At 67.3% G+C, this 20,993-nt stretch carries 19 protein-coding genes; 12 read left to right on the forward strand and 7 right to left on the reverse strand.

What is annotated here, in order from left to right:
* Positions 1-93: 93 nt before the first annotated feature.
* Positions 94-708, reverse strand: a complete 615-nt coding sequence (locus AC1RVW_RS25075) for a YiiX family permuted papain-like enzyme (protein WP_106937524.1) — start codon at positions 706-708, stop codon at positions 94-96.
* 102 nt (positions 709-810) lie between these two features.
* Between AC1RVW_RS25075 and AC1RVW_RS25080 the strand changes: the two genes are divergently transcribed.
* Positions 811-1,368: a putative glycolipid-binding domain-containing protein gene (locus AC1RVW_RS25080; protein WP_081265858.1), complete on the forward strand. Its 558-nt coding sequence runs from the start codon at positions 811-813 to the stop codon at positions 1,366-1,368.
* Positions 1,369-1,389: 21 nt separating this feature from the next.
* Here AC1RVW_RS25080 and AC1RVW_RS25085 read toward each other — a convergent pair whose 3' ends face one another.
* Together AC1RVW_RS25085 and AC1RVW_RS25090 are read right to left on the reverse strand one after the other, a co-directional pair.
* A complete protein-coding gene (locus AC1RVW_RS25085) occupies positions 1,390-2,385 on the reverse strand; it encodes a Bug family tripartite tricarboxylate transporter substrate binding protein (protein WP_493203262.1) in 996 nt (331 codons plus the stop codon).
* Positions 2,382-3,317, reverse strand: coding sequence for a LysR substrate-binding domain-containing protein (locus tag AC1RVW_RS25090; protein ID WP_493203264.1), 936 nt, complete (start codon positions 3,315-3,317; stop codon positions 2,382-2,384). Before AC1RVW_RS25090 ends, AC1RVW_RS25085 begins: the two co-directional genes overlap by 4 nt.
* Positions 3,318-3,438: 121 nt before the next feature.
* On the opposite strand from AC1RVW_RS25090, the gene AC1RVW_RS25095 reads away from it, so the two are divergent.
* The 3 genes from AC1RVW_RS25095 to AC1RVW_RS25105 are packed head-to-tail and all read left to right on the forward strand — an operon-like array spanning position 3,439 to position 8,539.
* The gene (locus AC1RVW_RS25095; protein WP_493203265.1) at positions 3,439-6,177 is read left to right on the forward strand and encodes a tannase/feruloyl esterase family alpha/beta hydrolase; all 2,739 of its coding nucleotides are present in this window, start codon (positions 3,439-3,441) and stop codon (positions 6,175-6,177) included.
* Positions 6,178-6,227: 50 nt separating this feature from the next.
* Entirely contained in the window at positions 6,228-7,532 is a 1,305-nt protein-coding gene (locus tag AC1RVW_RS25100; protein ID WP_493203303.1) for a hypothetical protein, read from the forward strand.
* Positions 7,533-7,564: 32 nt separating this feature from the next.
* Entirely contained in the window at positions 7,565-8,539 is a 975-nt protein-coding gene (locus AC1RVW_RS25105; protein ID WP_493203267.1) for a tripartite tricarboxylate transporter substrate-binding protein, read from the forward strand.
* Positions 8,540-8,578: 39 nt separating this feature from the next.
* Here the strand turns inward: AC1RVW_RS25105 and AC1RVW_RS25110 are convergent, their stop codons facing one another.
* Complete coding sequence (locus AC1RVW_RS25110; protein WP_493203304.1) at positions 8,579-9,289, reverse strand: FadR/GntR family transcriptional regulator; 711 nt, start codon at positions 9,287-9,289, stop codon at positions 8,579-8,581.
* A 261-nt stretch (positions 9,290-9,550) separates the two neighbouring features.
* Between AC1RVW_RS25110 and AC1RVW_RS25115 the strand changes: the two genes are divergently transcribed.
* The 8 genes from AC1RVW_RS25115 (at position 9,551) to AC1RVW_RS25150 (ending at position 17,584) form a co-directional block, all read left to right on the forward strand.
* The gene (locus AC1RVW_RS25115; RefSeq protein ID WP_493203306.1) at positions 9,551-10,612 is read left to right on the forward strand and encodes a porin; all 1,062 of its coding nucleotides are present in this window, start codon (positions 9,551-9,553) and stop codon (positions 10,610-10,612) included.
* A gap of 102 nt (positions 10,613-10,714) precedes the next feature.
* Positions 10,715-11,590: an amidohydrolase family protein gene (locus AC1RVW_RS25120; protein ID WP_493203308.1), complete on the forward strand. Its 876-nt coding sequence runs from the start codon at positions 10,715-10,717 to the stop codon at positions 11,588-11,590.
* Positions 11,591-11,597: 7 nt separating this feature from the next.
* Positions 11,598-13,109 (forward strand): sugar ABC transporter ATP-binding protein, encoded by a 1,512-nt coding sequence (locus AC1RVW_RS25125; protein ID WP_493203269.1) that lies wholly within the window; start codon positions 11,598-11,600, stop codon positions 13,107-13,109.
* A gap of 18 nt (positions 13,110-13,127) precedes the next feature.
* Positions 13,128-14,153: an ABC transporter permease gene (locus tag AC1RVW_RS25130; RefSeq protein ID WP_493203271.1), complete on the forward strand. Its 1,026-nt coding sequence runs from the start codon at positions 13,128-13,130 to the stop codon at positions 14,151-14,153.
* 30 nt (positions 14,154-14,183) lie between these two features.
* Positions 14,184-15,140 carry an ABC transporter substrate-binding protein gene (locus AC1RVW_RS25135; RefSeq protein ID WP_081265793.1) on the forward strand — a complete coding sequence of 319 codons (957 nt, stop codon included), beginning with the start codon at positions 14,184-14,186 and terminating at the stop codon, positions 15,138-15,140.
* Positions 15,141-15,142: 2 nt separating this feature from the next.
* Positions 15,143-16,420 (forward strand): L-fuconate dehydratase, encoded by a 1,278-nt coding sequence (locus AC1RVW_RS25140; protein WP_493203273.1) that lies wholly within the window; start codon positions 15,143-15,145, stop codon positions 16,418-16,420.
* A 36-nt stretch (positions 16,421-16,456) separates the two neighbouring features.
* Positions 16,457-17,233: an SDR family oxidoreductase gene (locus AC1RVW_RS25145; protein WP_493203275.1), complete on the forward strand. Its 777-nt coding sequence runs from the start codon at positions 16,457-16,459 to the stop codon at positions 17,231-17,233.
* A 21-nt stretch (positions 17,234-17,254) separates the two neighbouring features.
* The gene (locus AC1RVW_RS25150) at positions 17,255-17,584 is read left to right on the forward strand and encodes an L-rhamnose mutarotase (RefSeq protein ID WP_493203277.1); all 330 of its coding nucleotides are present in this window, start codon (positions 17,255-17,257) and stop codon (positions 17,582-17,584) included.
* 54 nt (positions 17,585-17,638) lie between these two features.
* On the opposite strand, the gene AC1RVW_RS25155 is transcribed toward AC1RVW_RS25150, so the two are convergent.
* From AC1RVW_RS25155 to AC1RVW_RS25165, 3 genes are all read right to left on the reverse strand, one after another.
* Positions 17,639-18,232 (reverse strand): hypothetical protein, encoded by a 594-nt coding sequence (locus tag AC1RVW_RS25155; RefSeq protein WP_081265797.1) that lies wholly within the window; start codon positions 18,230-18,232, stop codon positions 17,639-17,641.
* A 77-nt stretch (positions 18,233-18,309) separates the two neighbouring features.
* Complete coding sequence (locus tag AC1RVW_RS25160; RefSeq protein WP_493203279.1) at positions 18,310-19,650, reverse strand: MFS family transporter; 1,341 nt, start codon at positions 19,648-19,650, stop codon at positions 18,310-18,312.
* 121 nt (positions 19,651-19,771) lie between these two features.
* Positions 19,772-20,929: an alpha-hydroxy acid oxidase gene (locus tag AC1RVW_RS25165; protein ID WP_081265799.1), complete on the reverse strand. Its 1,158-nt coding sequence runs from the start codon at positions 20,927-20,929 to the stop codon at positions 19,772-19,774.
* Positions 20,930-20,993 lie beyond the last annotated feature (64 nt).

Here is a 20,993-nt window from a genome sequence, read left to right on the forward strand (position 1 = left end):
CCTTGCGCAGCGAAATAAAGGAGGAGGGCGAAGCCCGGGGGACATTCGCGGAGCAAGGCACCCCGTCGGCGTGAGCGCTACCCTGAAAACCCCTCAGCGCCTCTCGACGGTCCTGAGCAACGGCGACTCGAACATCGCCACCGGAGAGATCACCGGCTCGTCCATCGGCACCTTGTCGCCGTAGCGCTCGCGCATCTTGGCGCGCACCGCCGGGTCCGTCAGGTTGAATTCGCGGATCTTCTGCAGCTCGCCGATGCGCACGCCCAGCGCGCGCTGGTAGAGCTTCCACACGAGTTCGGAGCAGTAGATGCGCTGGTCCGACCATTCGAACGTCAGGTCGTAAGGGCGGCCCTCGAAATCGGCGGTGCGGGCGCGCAGCGTGGCCACCGCGCCCGGCGTCAGCAGCCGGTCGGCATCGCGCAGCCGCTTGACCACGTAGTGGCCGCCATTGCCGCGTGCGGTCCATTGTGCGAGCGGCGTGTAGCGCACCGTCGACACCGCCTCGAACACGTAGGGCTTGCCGCCCCGCATCAGCACGATGCCCATGTGGCTGTAGCGCGAGCCGGTGGCACGCTGCACCGCCACGCTCTGCGCCGAGCGCGAGGTGTGGAAGACGATGTCGCCGTCTTTCAGCGCGGCTGCGGCATGGCCGGCGCCGCAGAAGAAGACGGACAGGAGCAGCGCGAGCGCCGCGGGGAGCTTTGTCATGGTGCCCGGCATTGTCCGGCATGCATCGGCGGCCAATTTTCTTCGGCCATGACGAAGGGACAAGGCTTGCGCACCGCAGCATGCCGGTCCATCATCCGCGCCATGCAAACCGTTGCCTCCATTCTCTGGCGCAGGCTCGACGCACCGGGTCACGACGCCTGCCGCCTCGAACGCAATGCCTCGGCCTGGCAACTCGACGGTGCCGCCGTGTTCCGCATGGAAGACGGCCGCATCGGCCAGCTGCACTACCGCGTGCGCTGCGACCTGCACTGGCACACCCAATGGGGCACCGTGCGCGGCTGGCTCGGCGGCTCGGCCATCGACCTGTCGATCACGCGCGACGCGCGCGGCCACTGGAAGCTCAACGACGAAGCCGTGACCGACATGTCGCATTGCGTCGATCTGGACCTGGGCTTCACGCCCGCCACCAACCTGCTGCAGCTGCGGCGGCTCAACCTCGAGAAGGGCGAGAGCGCCGATGCCCCGGCCGCATGGCTGGACCTGGACGGCGGCGTGCTGAGCGAACTGGCGCAGCGCTACGAGCGGCGCGGCGAAGCCGAGTACGCCTACGAGGCAAGGCGCTTCGACTACAGCGCGGTGCTGGTCGCCACGCCCGACGGCTTCGTGAAGGACTATCCGCGTCTCTGGGCCGAAGGCTGAACGGCGCGGCCTCTGCCGCGCTCAGTCGAACTGCGAACGGTCGCCGGCCACCAGCTCGCGGTTGCGCCGCCGGTCGATGGCGATCTCGCGCATGAAATCTTCTGTGCTGCCGCCGGCCGGCAGGTTGTAGGCCTCGCGCAGCCGCGCACGCACGCCGTCGCTGCACAGCACGCGGTTGATCTCGGCGTTGAGCCGCTGCACCACCGCTGGCGGCGTGCGCGCCGGCGCGAAGATGCCGAAGAGCGAATCGCGGTTCGCCTTCTCGAAGCCCAGTTCCGCCAGCGTCGGCACCTCGGCCAGGGCCTCGATGCGCGCGGGCGCGCCCACCGCCAGCGGCTGGAAGCGGCCGCCCTCGATGTACTGCAGCTGTTGCGCGGCCACGTTGGTGGACAGCACCTCGAACTGCCCGCTGAGCGCATCGTTGAGCTGCGGGCCGCCGCCCTGGTAGGGGATGTGCGTGATGTCGGTGCGGCTTTGCATGCGCACCTGCGCCAGCACCATGTGGCCGATGGTGGCCACGCCCGATGTGGCCCAGCGCACCGCGCCCGGCCGGCTGCGCGCCTGCGCGATCAGCGCGCCGAAGCCGCGCCCCGCGAAGGCCGGCGTGCCGACCACCAGGACCGGCGTGCGCATCACGCTGGCCACGGGCACGAAGGCGTGCTGCGGGTCGTAGGGCACGCGCGCCAGCAGCGGATGCAGCGTGAGCGGGCTGATGGCCGAGAAAGCCAGCGTGCAGCCGTCGGGCGCCGAACGCGCGAGCGCGTCCATGCCCAGGCTGCCGCCCGCGCCGGGACGGTTTTCGATCAGCACCGGCGCGCCGATCGCCTGTGCGAGCGGTTCGGCCAGCACGCGGGCCATGCCGTCGCTCACGCCGCCGGGCGGGTACACCACGATCAGCCGCACCGCGCGTTGCGGCCAGGCAGGAGGGGCCGCGCGCAGCAGGCCCGGCGCCGCGCAGGCAGCGGCGAGCAAGGCGCCCGCACCCTGCGCGAAGCGGCGCCTTGCCTGCGCGCTCATGGCGCCGACGGGTGGTTGCCGGCGTGCTCGCCTGCCAGCTTGCGCAGCAGCGCCGCGAAATGCTGCGCGGGCAGGTTGTCTTCTTCCGCGCGCGACACCAGCGTGAGCGGCGCGTCGAGCTGGCCGCCGTCGGCCAGCCGCATGTAGGCGATGGCGTGCGCGTGCACGCCGGTCATCGAGGCAGGCACCACCGACAGGCCCACGCCCGCGGCCACGAGGTTCAGGTTGGTCATCATGCGATCGACTTCGGCCACCACGCGCGGGCGCAGCCCCTTGGCGTGGCACAGCGCGAGCAGCTCGGCATAGAGGCCGGGAGCACCCGGGCGCCGCACGAGGATGATGCCTTCCTCGCACAGCCTGGCAAGCGGCAGCGGGCGTGAAGCCTTGGTACGGGCGAGGGCAAAGCGATGGTCGCTGGGCATGGCCACCAGCACCGGTTCGCGCAGCATCGTCTCGAACACCAGCCCCTCGGGCCGGGCCACCGGCACGCGCAGCAGGCCGCAGTGCAGCCGCCCGGTGGCCAGTGCCTCGGTGAGTTCGGCGGCGTTGTCCTCGCGCAGCTGCAGTTCCACCAGGGGGTAGGCGCGGCGGAATGCGCGCAGCGCCTCGGGCATGAAGCGGTGCGCCGCCGCCGAACTGGTGAAGCCGACCGCCAGCGTGCCGGCCTGGCCCTTGGCCACGCGGGCCATGCGCTGCTTCATGGACTCCATGTCCTGCAGCATGCGCAGCGCCTCGGCCTGGAACAGCCGGCCCGCGTCGGTGAGCGCCACGCCGCGCGGGTGGCGGCGGAACAGCGGCATGCCCAGCTCGCGTTCCAGCGCCTTGATCTGCAGGCTCAGCGGCGGCTGCTGGATGCCGAGCTGCTCGGCCGCGCGCGTCATGTGGCCGGTGCCCGCGACGGCCACGAAGTAGCGCAGTGCCCTTATGTCCATATGTTTTTGGTATTGAAAGTGCCTTGTTATTTTATTTGACCCTAAGTCACACCGAATCTATCGTCCGGCCGCCCATTCAAGAACAAGCGGTCCGACGAGGCCGCATGCCGGAGACAAACCCATGCGCACAACGCGCCCTGCATCGATGATTCGTGCCGTCCTGTATGCGATCGGCCTTTCGCTGGTTTCGCTGATCCTTGCCGCCTGCGGTGGTGGTGGCGGAGGAGGAGGGGGCGGCGGTGTCGGCCTGCTGCCCGCCACGCCACCGGCCAACGGCAACAACCCGCCCGCCAACGATCCGCCGGACAACCAGCCACCCGCGCCGGTGCAACCGGTGGTTGCCTGCGCCGACCTGAACGGCAAGAGCCTGCCTGCCTCGCTGATCAGCCTGCCCACCCAGGGCGCCACCGTCACCAGCGCCGCGCCGGTGGCCGCAGGCGATGCGGGCAACACGCTCGGCGACTATTGCCGCGTGCGCGGCACCATCCAGCCGGTCGACCCGAGCGCCTCGGTCATCAACTTCGCGGTGAACCTGCCGGAGAAGTGGAACCAGAAGACCATCCACTTCGGCGGCGGCGGTTTCGACGGCGTGCTCATCGACGGCACCGAGGTCATCCGCTTCGGCCCCGCCGGCAAGCCCGCGCCGCTGGCGCTGGGCTACGCCACCTACGGCGACGACTCCGGCCATCAGTCGAGCAGCATCACCGACGGCAGGTTCGCGGCCAACGACGAGCAGCTCGCCAACTACGGCGGCAATTCGCTCAAGAAGACGCGCGACGTGGCGCAGGCGCTGGTGTTCGCGCGCTATGCGGTGAAGCCGAAGCACGCCTACTTCCTCGGCACCTCGACCGGCGGGCGCGATGCGCTCAGCTACATCCAGCGCTGGCCCGGGGACTACGACGGCGTGATCGCCAACGAACCCGCGCTCAACTACACCGGCACGCGGCTGTCGAACGTGGCCGTGGGCCGCGCGCTGTACAACAACGGCGGCGCGGGCTGGATGAACGTGGCCAAGACGCTGCTGGTGCAAAGGACCGTGATGCAGGCCTGCGACAAGCTCGACGGCGCGGCCGACAACATCGTGAGCAACGTCGAAAGTTGCCGCCTGCTCAATGCGCAGATCATTGCCTCGCTGCGCTGCAGCGGCGGCGCCGATACGGGCGACACCTGCCTGTCGGACGCGCAGATCGCCACCGTGCACGCCATCGAGTCGCCGCTGGACTTCACCACCTATTCGCTGGCCAACGGCGTGAAGCGCGCGGGCGGCTACAACCTGCTCGAAGGCGCGCTGGTCGCGGGGCCCTACACCACGCGTGATCTCGGCACGCGCAAGGTGCCGGGCAATCCGGCCACCTCGTCCGATGCGAACATGTACGTCACCGGCGACCAGTGGGTGAAGTTCTTCGTCACGCGCATCGCGGGCTTCGACACGCTGACCTTCGACCCGCTGGACCCGGGCAGCCATGCCGCGCGCGTGACCGAGGTGTCGAACCTCACCGACGCGACCAACCCGAACCTCGCGCCCTTCTTCGCGCACGGCGGCCGGCTCATCATGCTGCACGGCCTGGCCGACGAGGTGATCAGCCCCAACTCGACCATCGACTACTACAGGCAGCTCATCGCCACCGTGGGCCAGGCGTCGGTCGACCAGAACGTGCGCTTCTACACCGTGCCCGGCATGGGCCACGGCACCGGCAGCTTCATTCCCAACTGGGATTCGCTGGCGGCGCTCGAAGGCTGGGTGGAGGCCGGGCTCGCACCCGCCACCGGCGTGGCGGTGGATGCGGTGGCCGGCACCTACGGCCGCACGCGTCCGCTGTGCCAGTTCCCGTCGTGGCCCAAGTACCGTGGCAGCGGCAGCCTCGACGCGGCCGTCAACTACAGCTGCGTGACCGAAGTCGGCGACCCGCTGGCCTGCCCGAACCTGCCCGCCTCCGTGACCAGCTACAAAGGCGGCAACAGCTTCGGCGAGGAACTTCGCGTGCAGATCGACCCGGCCACCATGGCCTACACCGTGACCATCGACGCAAGCCTGCAGCGCGCCGCCGGCACCCAGCGCACCGGCTCGCTGGTGTCGGAAGGCAGCTGCAGCTATGCCAGCGCCGAGAGCGGGGCGGTGTTCAGCTTCGGCGCTGGCGGCGTGCTGTCGGGCGGCGTGAACGCGCCGAGCGGCGGAGGCTTCGCGCCGCTGCTGGCATTCCAGAACAGCTTCTCGGCCGCGCCGGTGTCGGGCGACTTCAAGCCGGTGGCGAACGTGTTCAATGCGGTGGGCGTGCAGCAGGGCTCCGGCAGCGCCAATGCCTTCGCTTCGTCGGTGCGGCTGCGCAACGCGGGCACCTTCCAATACTGCCGCGACCCGGTCTCGGGCGGTTTCATGGTCTACGACGCCAACTGCACGCAGACCGAGAAGGGCTACGTCGCCTACAACACCGCGCGCGCCGCCTTCGACCTCTTCACCACTTCGCCCACTGGCGGTGCCGTGACCACCGGCGGCACGCTCACCGGCTCGATGGTGATCGGCCTCGTCAACGGCGCTGCCGTGCCGCTGCACCTGGTGCGCGAGTCGGCCACCAGCGTCGGCATGCGCGTGCATGGCCTGCAGCAGAGCCTTGCCGCCGGCGTTGCCGACGGCAGCTATGCGCTGGTCAGCGTCAAGGGCGAGAACCACGATGCCACGGTGGCCGGCGGCAGCCTTGGCCTCGGCGGTGCGACCGCGGGGCTGAGCTACGACACGCCGGTGCCCGGCGTGGCGCAGGCCGATGCGGGCCGACCGGGCAATTTCATCTTCAACAGCGGCGTCCTCGGTTTCGTCTCCAGCCCGGGGGCGAACGCGGCGCTCGAATTCGGAGTACGCCATTGAACAAACGACTCTTCTGCCTCGCGGCATTCGCGCTGATCGGCGCGGCGCCGATGCTTTCCGCGCACGCTGCGCCCACGGGGCCCCAGGCGGCTGCATGCCCGTCGCCGGTGCCGGAGGCCACCCGCTGCTATACCGGTGAGGACGGCATGGGCGCCCTCTACTGGATCGCCATTCCGGGCGGCTGGGCGAACAACGCGAACCGCGTGCTCGTGATGCACGCCCACGGCGGCCCCGAGACCGGCCCGCCCAAGCTCGAGCGCAGCGAGGAAGACCTCAAGCGCTGGGCCGTCACCGTGAAGGCCGGCTATGCCTGGGCCGGCTCCACCTACCGGCGCGGCGGCTACGGCGTGACCATGGCCGCCGAAGACACCGAGCGGCTGCGCCAGATCTTCGTGCGCCACTTCGGCCAGCCGCATCGCACGCTGCTGCACGGGCAGAGCTACGGCGCGGGCGTGGCGGCGAAGGCGGCCGAACTGTATGCGCCCGCGGGCGGAGCCAAGAGCCCCTACGACGGCCTGATGCTCACCAGCGGCGTGCTCGGCGGCGGCAACAGCGCCTACGACTTCCGGCTCGACCTGCGCGTGGTGTACCAGTACGTCTGCCACAACCATCCGAAGCCCGACGAGCCGCAGTACCCGCTGTGGATGGGCCTGCCGCTCGACTCGAAGCTCACCCGCGCCGACCTTGCCGCACGCGTGAAGGAATGCACCGGCGTCGGCCTGCCCGCCGCGCAGCGCACGCCCGAGCAGGCCGCGCGGCTGAAGACCATTCTTTCGGTCGTGAAGATCCAGGAGCGCTCGCTGCTCGGCCACCTGACCTGGGCCACCTGGCTGTTCCAGGACCTGGTGCAGAAGCGGCTCGGCGGGCGCAACCCCTTCGGCAACATCGGCGCGGTCTACAGCGGCTCGGCCGACGATGCGGCGCTCAATGCCGGCGTGCTGCGCTACGCGGCCGACCCGCAGGCCAAGGGCGCGCTGGCGGCCGACAGCCAGCCCACAGGGCGCACGTCGCTGCCGACCGTGGGCCTGCATGCGATAGACGACCCCACGGCATTCGTCGAGTTGGAGAACGCCTACCGACGCATCCGCGACGCGGCCGGCACCGGCAGCCTGCTGGTGCAGGGCTTCAGCAGCGAGCGCGAGCACAGCTACCTGAGCGATTCGGAATACCCGGCGCTCTTCGCCGCGCTGCTCGACTGGATCGACAAGGGCGAGAAGCCCACGCCCGAAGGCCTCGCGCAGCGGTGCAGGGCATTGATGCCGCGCTACGACACCGACGGCAGGAACGGCTGCCACATCCAGCCGCAATGGCAGCCGCCCGCGCTCGAGAGCCGCGTGCCTTCGCGCGCGCCCTGAATTTCTTTTTTTGACAACGCAACGGAGACTTCATGAAAAAACTGTTCGCCCTCGCGGCTATCGCCATTGCCGCCGGCGCGCATGCGCAGGACTTCCCGGCCGGCAAGTCGATCACCATCGTCGTGCCCTTCGCGGCCGGCGGCCCGACCGACCGCGTCGCGCGCGACCTGGCCGAGGCGCTGCGCAAGCCGCTGGGCGGCGGCACGGTGATCATCGACAACGTGCCCGGCGCCGGCAGTTCCATCGGCGCGGCCAAGGTGGCGCGCGCCACGCCCGACGGCTACACGCTGCTGCTCAACCACATCGCGATGGCCACCGTGCCGAGCCTGGTGCGCAACCTGCCGTTCAAGGTGGAGAGCGACTTCGAATACCTGGGCATCGTCAACGACGTGCCGATGACGCTCATCTCCAAGCCGAGCATCCCCGCCACCAACTACAAGGAGCTGACGAGCTGGATCGCGGCCAACAAGGGCAAGATCAACATCGGCAATGCCGGCGTGGGCTCGGCCTCGCACCTGTGCGGGTTGCTCTACCAGAGCGCCACCAAGACCGAGATGACCGCCGTTCCCTACAAGGGCACCGCACCGGCCATCACCGACCTGATCGGCGGGCAGATCGACCTGCTGTGCGACCAGACCACCAACACCACGCCGCAGATCCAGTCCGGCAAGGTCAAGGCCTTTGCCGTGACCACGCCCAGGCGGCTCGCGCTGCCGGCGCTGAAAGACCTGCCCACGCTCGACGAGGCGGGCCTGAAGAACTTCCAGGTCACGATCTGGCACGGCCTGTATGCGCCCAAGGGCACGCCCGCGCCGGTGCTGAAGAAGCTGAGCGACGCGGTGAAGACCGCGCTGAAAGACCCCGACTTCATCCACCGCGAGGAACTGCTGGGCGCCGTGGTGGCGACCGACGGGCGCATCGAGCCCGCGGGCCACAAGAAGTTCGTGGCGGATGAAATCGCCAAGTGGACGCCGATCATCAAGGCGGCCGGCGTTTACGCCGAATAGCCGTACCGCGCCGCGCTTCAGCGATGGCGCAGGCGCCGGTCAGGGCACGGATGCCTGCGTTTCCCCCGTCCATCGCGCATGCGATGCGCTCAGGTGATGAAGCATCGCCGCCACGGCGGCTTGAGGGTCCCGCGCCTCCAGCGCGCGGTAGATGGCCTCGTGCTCGGCGAACGCGGCCTTCCACGCTTGCGAGTCTTCGGTGCTTGCGCTCATGCGCGACGAGATCGGGCTGTGCCGCCCGTCGAACAGCTCTCCCACGAGCCGTACAAGGACGGAGTTCTCCGTCATCTCCGCAATGGCGAGGTGAAAACGCCGGTCGTTCTCTAGCTGCGACCGGCCGTGGAGGCCGTCCTGGCGCATGTCTTCCAGGCAGTTCTTCACGCGCTCGAGCTGCAGTGGAGTGACGCGGGCCGATGCCAGCGTCACCACGGAGCCTTCGAGCATGGCGCGGGCCTGCATCATTTCGGAAGGGCTCTCGCCCACCGCCGGCGTTGCGCGCTCGGACGTGTCTTGCGACGCGCAGACATAGACGCCCGAACCCATCCGTATCTCTATGCGCCCGTCGATCTCCAGGGCGATCAGCGCTTCGCGCAGCGAAGGCCGCGACACACCCAGCTGCAACGCCAGTTCCCGCTCCGGAGGCAAGCGCGCGCCGGGCGGCAGGTTGCCCTCCCGGATGAAGGTCCGGATCTGGTCCGCGATCTGCTGATAGAGGCGCCGGGTGTCGGCGGGTTTGGCGGGAGGAAGCATTTGGATCTGCGCCAAGCGGCGCCGCGAGGCTATCTGGTCATGCCAGTTTGACACTGTAAATACAGCCAATCTGCATCCGTCACCCTTGTTTTCCACGGGAAAACCCGAAAAGGGTTTGTTCTGGTAAGGCCAATTCGGCCATATGGCAAAGTGGTCATGCCAATTGGTAAGGCCAAAAAGCTGTCACACACCAGGGACCTTGACCGGTCGCCTCATCCCCGTTCAGGAACAACAAAAGGAGACGAGAAGATGACGAAGAAGCTGAATTCCCGATCCATAGCCAACGCCGGCGTCGCATGTGTCTGCCTCGGGCTCGGCGCGACGAGCGCGCAGGCCCAAAGCAGCGTGACGCTCTACGGTCGCGCGGTTGCCGGCGTCGACTACCAGAACAACATCGCCGACAAGTCCGGCCGCGGCGGCGGCACGCTGTGGCGTCACGCCGGCAACCAGTGGGGTACCAGCATGCTGGGAATCAAGGGCACGGAGGACCTGGGCGGCGGCATGACCGCGCTGTTCGTGCTCGAAGGCGGTTTCGACCTGCCTGCCGCCAAGCCCAACGGCGCCGACCTGCTGCTCAACCGGCGCGCATATGTCGGCCTGCAGGACTACTGGGGCAAGCTGGTCTTCGGCAAGAACCTGTCGATCTCCAACGACGTCTGGTATCTCGACCCGACGGGCCAGCAGTTCATCGGCACCGCCACGCTGGTGCGCGGGCGCAACTGGCAGGGCAACGACAACGGCATCGAATACACCACGCCGACCTGGGGCGGCTTCAGTGCCACCTTGCAGACGGGGCTCGGCGAGCAGACCGACGGCTTCAGCAAGCTGCGCAAGGAAGGCGTCTCGCTGGTCTATGCCGCGCCTTCGTTCGAAGTGCGTGCCATCTACGACGTGGCGCGCGACAAGAACGGCAAGTACTCGGACCTGTTCCTCACGTCGAAGGAACTCACGCTCGGCGGTACCGCGACCTTCGATGCATTGAAGCTGTTCGCCGGCTACCAGCGCCTGTCCGCGCCCGATGCACCGCTCACCGCGCCGAGCAAGGCCAACCACTACTGGGTCGGCGCCAACTACCAGGTCACGCCCTGGCTCACCATGATCGGCTCCGTGTTCCGCGTCACGCAGAACCGCAACGCCGGCAGCGCCAACCTGTACATGCTGGGCGCCAACTATGCGTTGTCAAAGCGCACCTTGCTCTATGCATCGGTGGGCAAGGTCTACAACAGTTCGACGGCCAACTTCTCGGTCGAAGCCACCAACAACAACCCGCCCGCGGGCGGCCGGCAATCGGGCACGTACTTCGGTATCAGCCATACGTTCTAACGCCATGCCGCATTGCCGTTCGCATCGATTGACGACGGCCTCGCGATCTGAATGAATAGCCCCGCCATGGACCCCAGCCCAGCTGCCGACGATTGGAAACGCATGGTCACACGCATCGACTCGCACCAGCACTTCTGGCAGCCCGCGCGCGGCGACTACACGTGGCTGCGCGCCGACGTGCCGGCGCTGGAGCCGCTGGTGCGCGACTTCATGCCGCAAGACCTGATGCCGCTCATGCAAGCGCATGGCGTGACGCGGACCGTGCTGGTGCAGGCGGCCGACTCCGAAGCCGAGACCGGCTTCATGCATGAGCTCGCGGCCGCGCACGACATCATCGGCGGCGTGGTCGGCTGGGTCGACCTGGGCCGGCCCGAAGCCACTGCATCGCTGGAGCGCATGGCGCGGCATCCGAAGTTCAAGGGCGTGCGGCCGATGCTGCAGGACCTGCCCGATGACGACTGGATCGCGCGCATGCCGCATCCCGATGCGGTGCGCACGCTCGTGCGGCTCGGCCTGCGCTTCGATGCGCTGGTGAAGCCGAGGCACCTGTCGCCGCTGCTGCGCTTCCTGAAGCACTGGCCGCAGTTGCCCGTGGTGATCGACCACGGCGCCAAGCCGCCGGTGGGTGCGCATGGCGGCGAAGCCTTTGCGCAGTGGCGCAAGGAGATTGCCGCAGTCGCTGCGCTGCCGCAGGTGTGCTGCAAGTTCTCGGGCCTCTGGGGCGAGGCGCCGCAGTCGACGCACGGCAACGTGGACGCGGCCGTGAGCGTGGTGCGCCCGGTGTGGGAGCACCTGCTCGAATGCTTCGGACCCGCTCGCCTGATGTGGGGCAGCGACTGGCCGGTGCTCACGCTGGCCGGCGACTACGCAGGCTGGATCTCGGTGAGCGACAACTTCATCGGACAGCTGTCGGCCGACGAACAGGCGCAAGTCTGGCGAGGCACCGCGCAGCGCTTCTACGACATCGCCACGGACTGAACGCGCCATGCCATCCATCGTCACCATCCGCGACCTCTGCAAGTCATTCGCCGGCGTGCGCGCGCTCGACAAGGCGCAGTTCGATCTGCAGCCAGGCGAGGTGCATGCCCTCATGGGCGAGAACGGCGCCGGCAAGTCCACGCTGATGAAAGTGCTCGCGGGCGTCTACAGCAAGGACTCCGGCGAGGTGCTGCTCGACGGCCAGCCCGTGGACATCGACAGCCCGCGCGCCGCGCAGGCGCTGGGCATCGGCATCATCCATCAGGAGCTCAACCTGATGAACCACCTGAGCGCGGCGCAGAACATCTTCATCGGCCGCGAGCCGCGCGGGCGCCTGGGCCTGTTCATCGACGAAGAGGCCATGCGCGCGGAAACGCAACGCATCTTCGAGCGCATGAACCTGCGGCTCGACCCGCGCACGCCGGTGGGCGAACTCACGGTCGCCAGGCAGCAGATGGTGGAGATCGCCAAGGCGCTGTCCTTCGACTCGCGCGTGCTCATCATGGACGAGCCCACCGCCGCGCTGAACAACGAGGAAGTGGCCGACCTGTTTCGCATCATCGGGCAGCTCAAGTCGCAGGGCGTGGCCGTGGTCTACATCTCGCACAAGATGGACGAGCTCAAGCGCATTGCCGACCGCGTGACCGTGATGCGCGACGGCCAGTACATCGCCACCGTGCCCATGGCCGAGACGCCGATGGACTCGCTCATTGCCATGATGGTGGGGCGCCGGCTCACCGATGTGGAAAACGAACTTCCCGACACCTCGGGCAACGAGGTGGTGCTGGAAGCACGGGGCATCTGCCGCGGCACCATGGTGCGCAACGCCAGCTTCGTGCTGCGCAAGGGCGAGATCCTGGGCTTTGCGGGGCTGATGGGCGCGGGGCGCACCGAGCTTGCACGCGCCGTGTTCGGCGCGGACCGCATCGATGCCGGCGAGGTCTTCGTGCGCGGAAGGAAGGTGTCCATCCGCTCGCCCGAAGACGCGGTGGCGCACGGCATCGGCTATCTCTCGGAAGACCGAAAGCATTTCGGCCTGGCCACCGGCATGGACGTGGAGACCAACATTGCGCTGCCGAACATGAAGCGTTTCCTGTCGATGGGCATGTTCATCGACCAGGCCGCAATCAGCGCGGCGGGCGAGCGCTACGTGAAGCAGCTCAACATCAAGACGCCCTCGACCCAGCAGCAGGTGCGGCTGCTCTCCGGCGGCAACCAGCAGAAGATCGTGATTGCCAAGTGGCTGCTGCGCGACTGCGGCGTGCTCTTCTTCGACGAGCCCACGCGCGGCATCGACGTGGGCGCCAAGGCCGAGATCTACCGCCTGCTCAACGCGCTGGCAGAACAGGGCAAGGCCATCGTGATCATTTCTTCGGAGCTGCCCGAGATATTGCGCATGAGCCACCGCGTGCTGGTGATGTGCGAAGGCCGCATCACCGGCGAACTGGCGGGGCGCGAAGCCTCGCAGGAAAAGATCATGCAGCTCGCCACCCGGCGCGAAGCCGCCACCGCCACCTGACGACACTGGAGACACCCCTTGACGACCCCCACCGCCACCACCGCTGCCACGCCCGGCTTCTCGCTGAAGGCGCGGCTCTTTCGTCCGGCCACGCGGCAGAAGATGCTGGCCTTTGCCAGCCTGATCGTGCTGATGGTGTTCTTCAGCATCGCGTCGCCGCAGTTCCTGCAGGCCGACAACCTGGTGAGCATTCTCCAGTCGACCGCGGTGAACGGCGTGCTGGCGATTGCCTGCACATTCGTCATCATCACGTCGGGCATCGACCTGTCGGTGGGCACGCTGATGACCTTCTGCGCCGTCATGGCCGGCGTGGTGCTCACCTACATGGGCATGCCGCTCGCGCTCGGCATTGCGGCCGCGATACTTTTCGGCGCGCTGGCGGGCTTCGTGTCTGGCGTGCTGATCGCCAAGCTCAAGATACCGCCGTTCATTGCCACGCTGGGCATGATGATGCTGCTCAAGGGCCTGTCGCTGGTGATCTCGGGCACCAAGCCGATCTACTTCAACGATACGCCGGGCTTCACCGCCATCTCGCAGGACTCGCTGATCGGCTACCTGATTCCGTCGCTGCCGATTCCGAATGCGGTGCTCATCCTGTTCCTGGTGGCCGTGGCCGCGAGCATCGTGCTCAACAAGACCATCCTCGGGCGCTACACCTTCGCGCTCGGCAGCAATGAAGAAGCGGTGCGGCTCTCAGGCGTGAACACCGATTTCTGGAAGGTGCTGGTCTACACGGTGAGCGGCGGCATCTGCGGCATTGCGGGTCTGCTGATTGCCTCTCGCCTGAACTCCGCGCAGCCCGCGCTGGGGCAGGGCTACGAGCTCGATGCGATTGCGGCGGTGGTCATCGGCGGCACGTCGCTCAGCGGCGGCACCGGCACCATCGTCGGCACCATCATCGGCGCCTTCATCATGAGCGTGCTGACCAACGGCCTGCGCATTCTTTCGGTCGCGCAGGAGTGGCAGACCGTGGTCACGGGCGTGATCATCATTCTTGCCGTGTACGCGGACATCCTTCGCCGGCGCGGCGGCAGCAGGCACTGAGCTGATTTTCACAACCACAGGAGACATCGAATGATCCAGAGAAGAGCAGTCACCACCACGCTGGGCGCGGCCCTCATCGGCCTGTCGGGCTTTGCGGCGCACGCGCAGCAGGCGCAGGAGGTCTACATCCCGCTCGTGTCCAAGGGCTTCCAGCACCAGTTCTGGCAGGCCGTGAAGTCGGGCGCCGAGCAGGCCGCGAAGGACTTCAAGGTCAAGGTCACTTTCGAAGGCCCCGAGACCGAGGCCATGGTCGACAAGCAGATCGACATGCTCTCCGCCGCGCTGGCCAAGAAGCCGCAGGCCATCGGCTTTGCCGCGCTCGACAGCCAGGCCGCCATTCCGCTGCTGAAGAAGGCGCAGGCCGCGAAGATTCCCGTGGTGGCCTTCGACTCCGGCGTGGACAGCGACATACCCGTCACCACCACGACCACCGACAACAAGGCCGCCGCCGCGCTGGCCGCCGACAAGATGGCCGAGCTGATCGGCAAGAGCGGCGAAGTGGCGCTGGTGGTGCACGACCAGACCAGCCGCACCGGCGTGGACCGGCGCGACGGCTTCGTCAACCGCATCAAGTCGGCCTACCCGAACATCAAGATCGTGAGCGTGCAGTACGGCGGCGGCGACCAGCTCAAGTCGACCGAGATCACCAAGTCGATCCTGCAGGCATCGCCCAACCTCAAGGGCATCTTCGGCGCCAACGAGGGCTCCGCCATTGGCGTGGTCAACGGCGTGAAGGAGATGAAGCGCAACGGCAAGGTCGTGATCATCGGCTACGACTCCGGCAAGCAGCAGAAGAACGCGATCATGGACGGCAGCATGGCCGGCGCCATCACGCAGAACCCGGTCGGCATGGGCTACAAGACCGTGGAGATGGCGGTGAAGGCGATCAAGGGCGAGAAGCTGCCGAAGGTGGTGGACACCGGGTTCTTCTGGTACGACAAGACCAACATCGCCGACCCCAAGATCGCGGCCGTGCTGTACGACTGAACATGACCACAGTCCGATCGATGCGCGTGCTCGACGTGCGCTTTCCCACCTCGCAGCAGCTCGACGGTTCCGACGCGATGAACCCCGACCCGGATTATTCGGCGGCGTATGTCGTGCTCGAAACCGACCAGCCGGGGCTCGAAGGCCACGGCCTCACATTCACCATCGGACGCGGCAACGAGATCTGCTGCGCCGCCATCGAGGCCATGCGCCACCTGGTGGTGGGGCTCGACCTTGCATGGGTGGCGCAGGACATGGGGCGCTTCTGGCGCCACGTGACCTCCGACAGCCAGCTGCGATGGATCGGCCCGGACAAGGGCGCGATCCACCTGGCCACCGGCGCGGTCGTCAACGCGATGTGGGACCTGTGGGCCAAGTCCGAAGGCAAGCCCGTGTGGCAGCTGGTGGCCGACATGAGCCCCGAGGCGTTCGTGCGCTGCATCGACTTTCGCTACATCGCCGACTGCATCACGCCCGACGAGGCGCTGGCGCTCGTCACCGAAGCCGCGAAGGAAAAGGCCGGGCGCATCGCCACGCTGAAGGCCGAGGGCTACCCCTGCTACACCACGTCGGCCGGCTGGCTCGGCTACTCCGACGAGAAGCTGCGCACGCTTGCGCAGGAGGCCGTGGACGCCGGCTTCAACCACATCAAGCTCAAGGTGGGGCGCGACCTGCAGGACGACATCCGCCGCCTGACGGTGGCGCGCGAAGTGCTCGGTCCCGACCGCCACCTGATGATCGACGCCAACCAGGTCTGGGAAGTCGACCAGGCCATCGACTGGGTGCGGCAACTGGCGTTTGCCAGGCCGTGGTTCATCGAGGAGCCCACCAGCCCCGACGACGTCGAGGGGCACCGCAAGATCCGCGAAGGCGTGGCACCCGTGAAGGTGGCCACCGGCGAGATGTGCCAGAACCGCATCATGTTCAAGCAGTTCATCATGCGCGGCGGCATCGACGTGGTGCAGATCGACGCATGCCGCCTCGGCGGCGTGAACGAGATCCTTGCCGTGATGCTCATGGCCGCGAAGTACAAGCTGCCCGTGTGCCCGCATGCCGGCGGCGTGGGCCTTTGCGAGTACGTGCAGCACCTGTCGATGATCGACTACCTCTGCATCTCCGGCACGCGCGAAGGCCGCGTGGTCGAGTACGTCGACCATCTGCACGAGCACTTCATCGAACCCTGCAAGATCCGAAATGCGGCCTACATGCCGCCGAAGGGCGCGGGCTTTTCCATCACCATGAAGCCCGAATCGCTGGAACGCTACCGCTTTCGAGGCTGAGTCCGGACCATACAAAACGAAAGGCATCTCCCGACCATGGACCTGCATCTGAAAGACAAGGTGGTGCTCGTCACCGGCGGCGGCAGCGGCATTGGCGCTGCCATCTCGATGACGCTGGCGAGCGAGGGCGCTGTGCCGGTGATCTGCGGCAAGAACCCGCTCGATGCGCCGTTCGAAGAAGCGCTGCGCGCGCTGCAGCCGCGCATGCGGTTCATTCAGTTCGAGCTGATGGAGGAGGCGGCTTGCGCCAAGGCCGTGGCCGACACCGCCGCGGAGTTCGGCCGCATCGACGGGCTGGTCAACAACGCCGGCGTGAACGACAGCGTGGGCCTGGAAGCAGGGCGCGAGGCCTTCGTCGGTTCGCTCGAACGCAACCTGATCCACTGCTACGTGATGGCGCATTACTGCCTGCCGCACCTGAAGGCGAGCCGGGGCGCGATCGTCAACATCTCGTCGAAGACCGCGGTGACCGGCCAGGGCAACACCAGCGGCTACACGGCCGCCAAGGGCGCGCAACTGTCGCTGACCCGCGAGTGGGCCGCGTCATTGCGGGAAGACGGCGTGCGCGTGAACGCGGTGATTCCCGCCGAAGTGATGACGCCGCTCTACCAGCGATGGATATCGGGCTTCGACGAGCCCGACCGCAAGCTGGAAGAGATCACCAGCAAGATTCCGCTGGGACACCGCATGACCACGCCGCAGGAGATTGCGGACAACGTCGTGTTCCTGCTGTCGGAGCGCGCTTCGCACACGACGGGGCAGTGGGTGTTTGTGGACGGCGGGTATACGCATCTGGACCGGGCGTTGACCTGATTTTCTTGGACTGGAGTTTTCATGCGCCATTGCCTTGCCCTCGATCTGAAGGACGACCCGGCGTTGATTGCCGAGTACGAGGCGTATCACCGCGAGATATGGCCCGAGGTGCGCGCGCACCTTGTCGCGCATGGCGTGACTGCGATGGAGATCTATCGGCTGGGCACGCGGATGGTGATGCTGATGGAGACGGACGACGCGCGTTATGACGCGGAGGCGATGGCGCTGGCTTCGAAGATCGATCCGAAGATTCGGGAGTGGGAAGAGCTGATGTGGAAGTTTCAGGCGGCTACGCCTTGGACGCCTGTGGGGGAGAAGTGGGTGGGGATGGCGCGGATATTTGAGTTGTGAGAACGCAGGAAGAAAGCCCCTGCGAGCACGCCGAGAAGCACTTCCAGGCGCTGCCTACTTCTGCGCCTGCGCAAGCTCCGCACGAAACGCCTCCATAGGCGGCCTCACCAAAGCACTGGCCTGCTCCGCAAACTCCTTCACCGGCGCCCACTTGTGCCCCCGCCCGTCCAGCGACAGGTCATAGGCCCGCTGCAGATGCGCCAGCAGCTTCCTCGAAGCCGACTGCGCCGCCAATAGCGCATCGATCGCACGGGGAGTCTCGAAGCGCAGGTGGTCCACATTCGCCAGCGCCGACGTGATGCCTTCGACTTCGAGCGACAGGTGAAGCAGGTCGAGCGCGGTTTCGTCGGGGTGCGACTTGACCTTCTCCGCGACCACATAGACCGCGTTGATCAGTTGCAGCGCCCCCTGGTGCATTGAAAGCCGCGCCGCCAGCTTGCGTGCCTCGCGGCGCTGCATTTCCAGCGTGTGTTGACGCTGCACGACCCACAGCCCCAGGCCGATGGCGGTGACGGAGCCGAAGGCCTGGGCCCAGGCTGCCCAGTCGCCGGTGGCGGCCGGTGGATAGGCCGCGAACACGCCGATCAGCGCGCCGTAGACGAGCACGGCAACGCCGCACACCATGGCTGTTTCCAGCTTTGACTTCATGCCTCTTTCCTCTAGGAGGCGGAAGTATGTCCCGTTGCTTCGGGTCTGAATTGCCCGAACAAAGGGGTTTTGCACCCTCAGTGATCGTGATGCAGGTAGCTGGCCTGCCGCGGCAGGCGCAGGCTGACGACGAAGGCGAGGACCATCATCGCGCTCACGTACCAGAAGAAGGCCGACTCGTGGCCCAGCGACTTGAGGCCCAGCGCCACGTACTCCGCCGAGCCGCCGAAGACGGCGTTCGCCACCGCGTAGGCCAGCCCGACGCCCAGCGCGCGCACTTCGGGCGGGAACATCTCGGCCTTCACGATGCCGCTGATCGAGGTGTAGAAGCTCACGATGGCCAGGGCCACGATGATGAGCACGAAGGCCAGCACCGGGCTGGTGGTGTGCTGCAGGGCCGTGAGAATGGGCACCGTGGCCAGCGCACCCAGTCCGCCGAACAGCAGCATGTTGTTGCGCCGCCCGATGCGGTCCGACAGCGCGCCGAACACCGGCTGCATGCACATGTAGACGAACAGCGCGCCGGTCATGACGTAGCTCGCGGTCTTGATCGGCAGGTGCACCGTGTTCACCAGGTACTTCTGCATGTAGGTGGTGAAGGTATAGAAGATGAGCGAGCCGCCGGCCGTGTAGCCCAGCACCGTCAGGAACGCAGGCGTGTGGTGCTTGAAGAGGCCCGCGATGCTGCCGGCCTCCTTGTTCTCCCGGGCCTCGGCGCTCTGCGTTTCATGCAGCGTGCGGCGCAGCAGCAGCGCGACCACGGCGGCGATGGCGCCGATGACGAACGGAATGCGCCAGCCCCAGGCCTTGAGCTCGGCCTCGGTCAGCATCTGCTCGAGCGCCACGATGACCAGCACCGCCAGCAGTTGCCCGCCGATCAGCGTGACGTACTGGAACGACGAGAAGAAGCCGCGCTGGCCACGCAGCGCGACCTCGCTCATGTAGGTGGCGGTGGTGCCGTATTCACCGCCCACCGACAGGCCCTGGAACAGGCGGCAGATGAGCAGCAGGAAGGGCGCCCAGGCGCCGATCTGCGCGTAGGTGGGCAGCGCCGCGATGACGAGCGAGCCGCCGCACATCATGGTGACGGAGATCAGCATCGAGGTCTTGCGCCCGAGCCGGTCGGCCACGCGGCCGAACAGCCAGCCGCCGATGGGCCGCATGAGGAAGCCGGCCGCGAACACGCCGGCGGTGTTCAGCAGTTGCGCGGTGGGGTCCGATTTGGGAAAGAAGGCCGGCGCGAAGTACAGCGCCGAGAAGGCATACACGTAGAAGTCGAACCACTCGACCAGGTTGCCCGAGGAGGCCGCCATGATCGCGAAGACGCGGTGGCGTTTTTCTTCGGCGCTGTAGTGCGGTGGGGACGAAGAAGAAGAGGAAGCCGTCTGGCCTCCATGGGTAGGCGTGACTGCGCTCATGGTGCCTTTGCCGCCGTGCGGGCGATGTTGTTGTTGCCAAAACATTCTGCGCCTGCACGTGGGGGCGCCGTGTCAGCCGGCGCCTCATCGGCCTACCCCCGAAGTGGCCTTCGCGCAGGCCCTAGAACGTGCCGGGCAGCAGGATGCTCGAATCGACTTCGTCGATGTTCGTGCGGCCGCAGAAGGCCATGGTGATGTCGAGCTCCTTCTGGATGATCTGCAGCGCGCGCGTCACGCCGGCCTCGCCGTGGGCGCCCAGCCCGTACAGGAAGCTGCGGCCGATGAGCGTGCCGCGTGCGCCCAGCGCGCGCGCCTTGAGCACGTCCTGCCCGCTGCGGATGCCGCCGTCCATCCACACCTCGATCTCGCTGCCCACCGCTTCGACGATGGCGGGCAGTGCCGCGATGGAAGAGGGCGCGCCGTCGAGCTGGCGGCCGCCGTGGTTCGACACGATGAGCGCATCGGCACCGCTGTTGGCGGCCAGGCGCGCGTCTTCCACGTCCATGATGCCCTTGAGGATGAGCTTGCCGCCCCAGAGCTTCTTGATCCACTCGACGTCGGCCCAGCTGAGCGCGGGGTCGAACTGCTCGGCGGTCCACGAAGACAGCGACGACAGGTCTTTCACGCCCTTGGCATGGCCCGCGATGTTGCCGAAGGTGCGTCGCTTCGTGCCCAGCATGCCCATGCACCAGGCCGGCTTGGTGGCGAGGTTGATGAGGTTCTTGATGGTGGGCTTGGGCGGCGCGGTGAGGCCGTTCTTGATGTCCTTGTGGCGCTGCCCCAGGATCTGCAGGTCCAGCGTGAGCTGCAGCGCGGTGACGTTGGCGGCCTTGGCGCGCTCGATCAGGCGTTCGATGAAGTCGCGGTCCTTCATGACGTAGAGCTGGAACCAGAACGGGTGGCGGCCGGTGTGCTCGGCGATATCTTCCAGCGAGCAGATGCTCATGGTCGACAGCGTGAACGGAATGCCGAAGGCCTTGGCCGCGCGGGCGCCGAGGATCTCGCCGTCGGCGTGCTGCATGCCGGTGAGGCCGGTGGGCGCGATGGCCACGGGCATCGCGGTTTCCTGCCCGGCCATGGTGGTGCGCAGCGAGCGGCCTTCCATGTTCACCGCCACGCGCTGGCGCAGCTTGATCTTCTGGAAGTCGCTTTCGTTGGCGCGGTAGGTGCCCTCGGTCCAGGCGCCGGAGTCGGCGTAGTCGTAGAACATCTTCGGCACGCGCCGCTTGGCGATCACCCGTAGGTCTTCGATGCTGGTGATCTTGGAAAGGTCGGGCACGGTGCGTCTCCTGGATGGTCTTTGTGGGTTGGCGGGGGCTAACCGGCCATTATCGGCAGGTGCC

It is taken from the genome of Variovorax sp. MPBD4-3 (assembly GCF_058809745.1).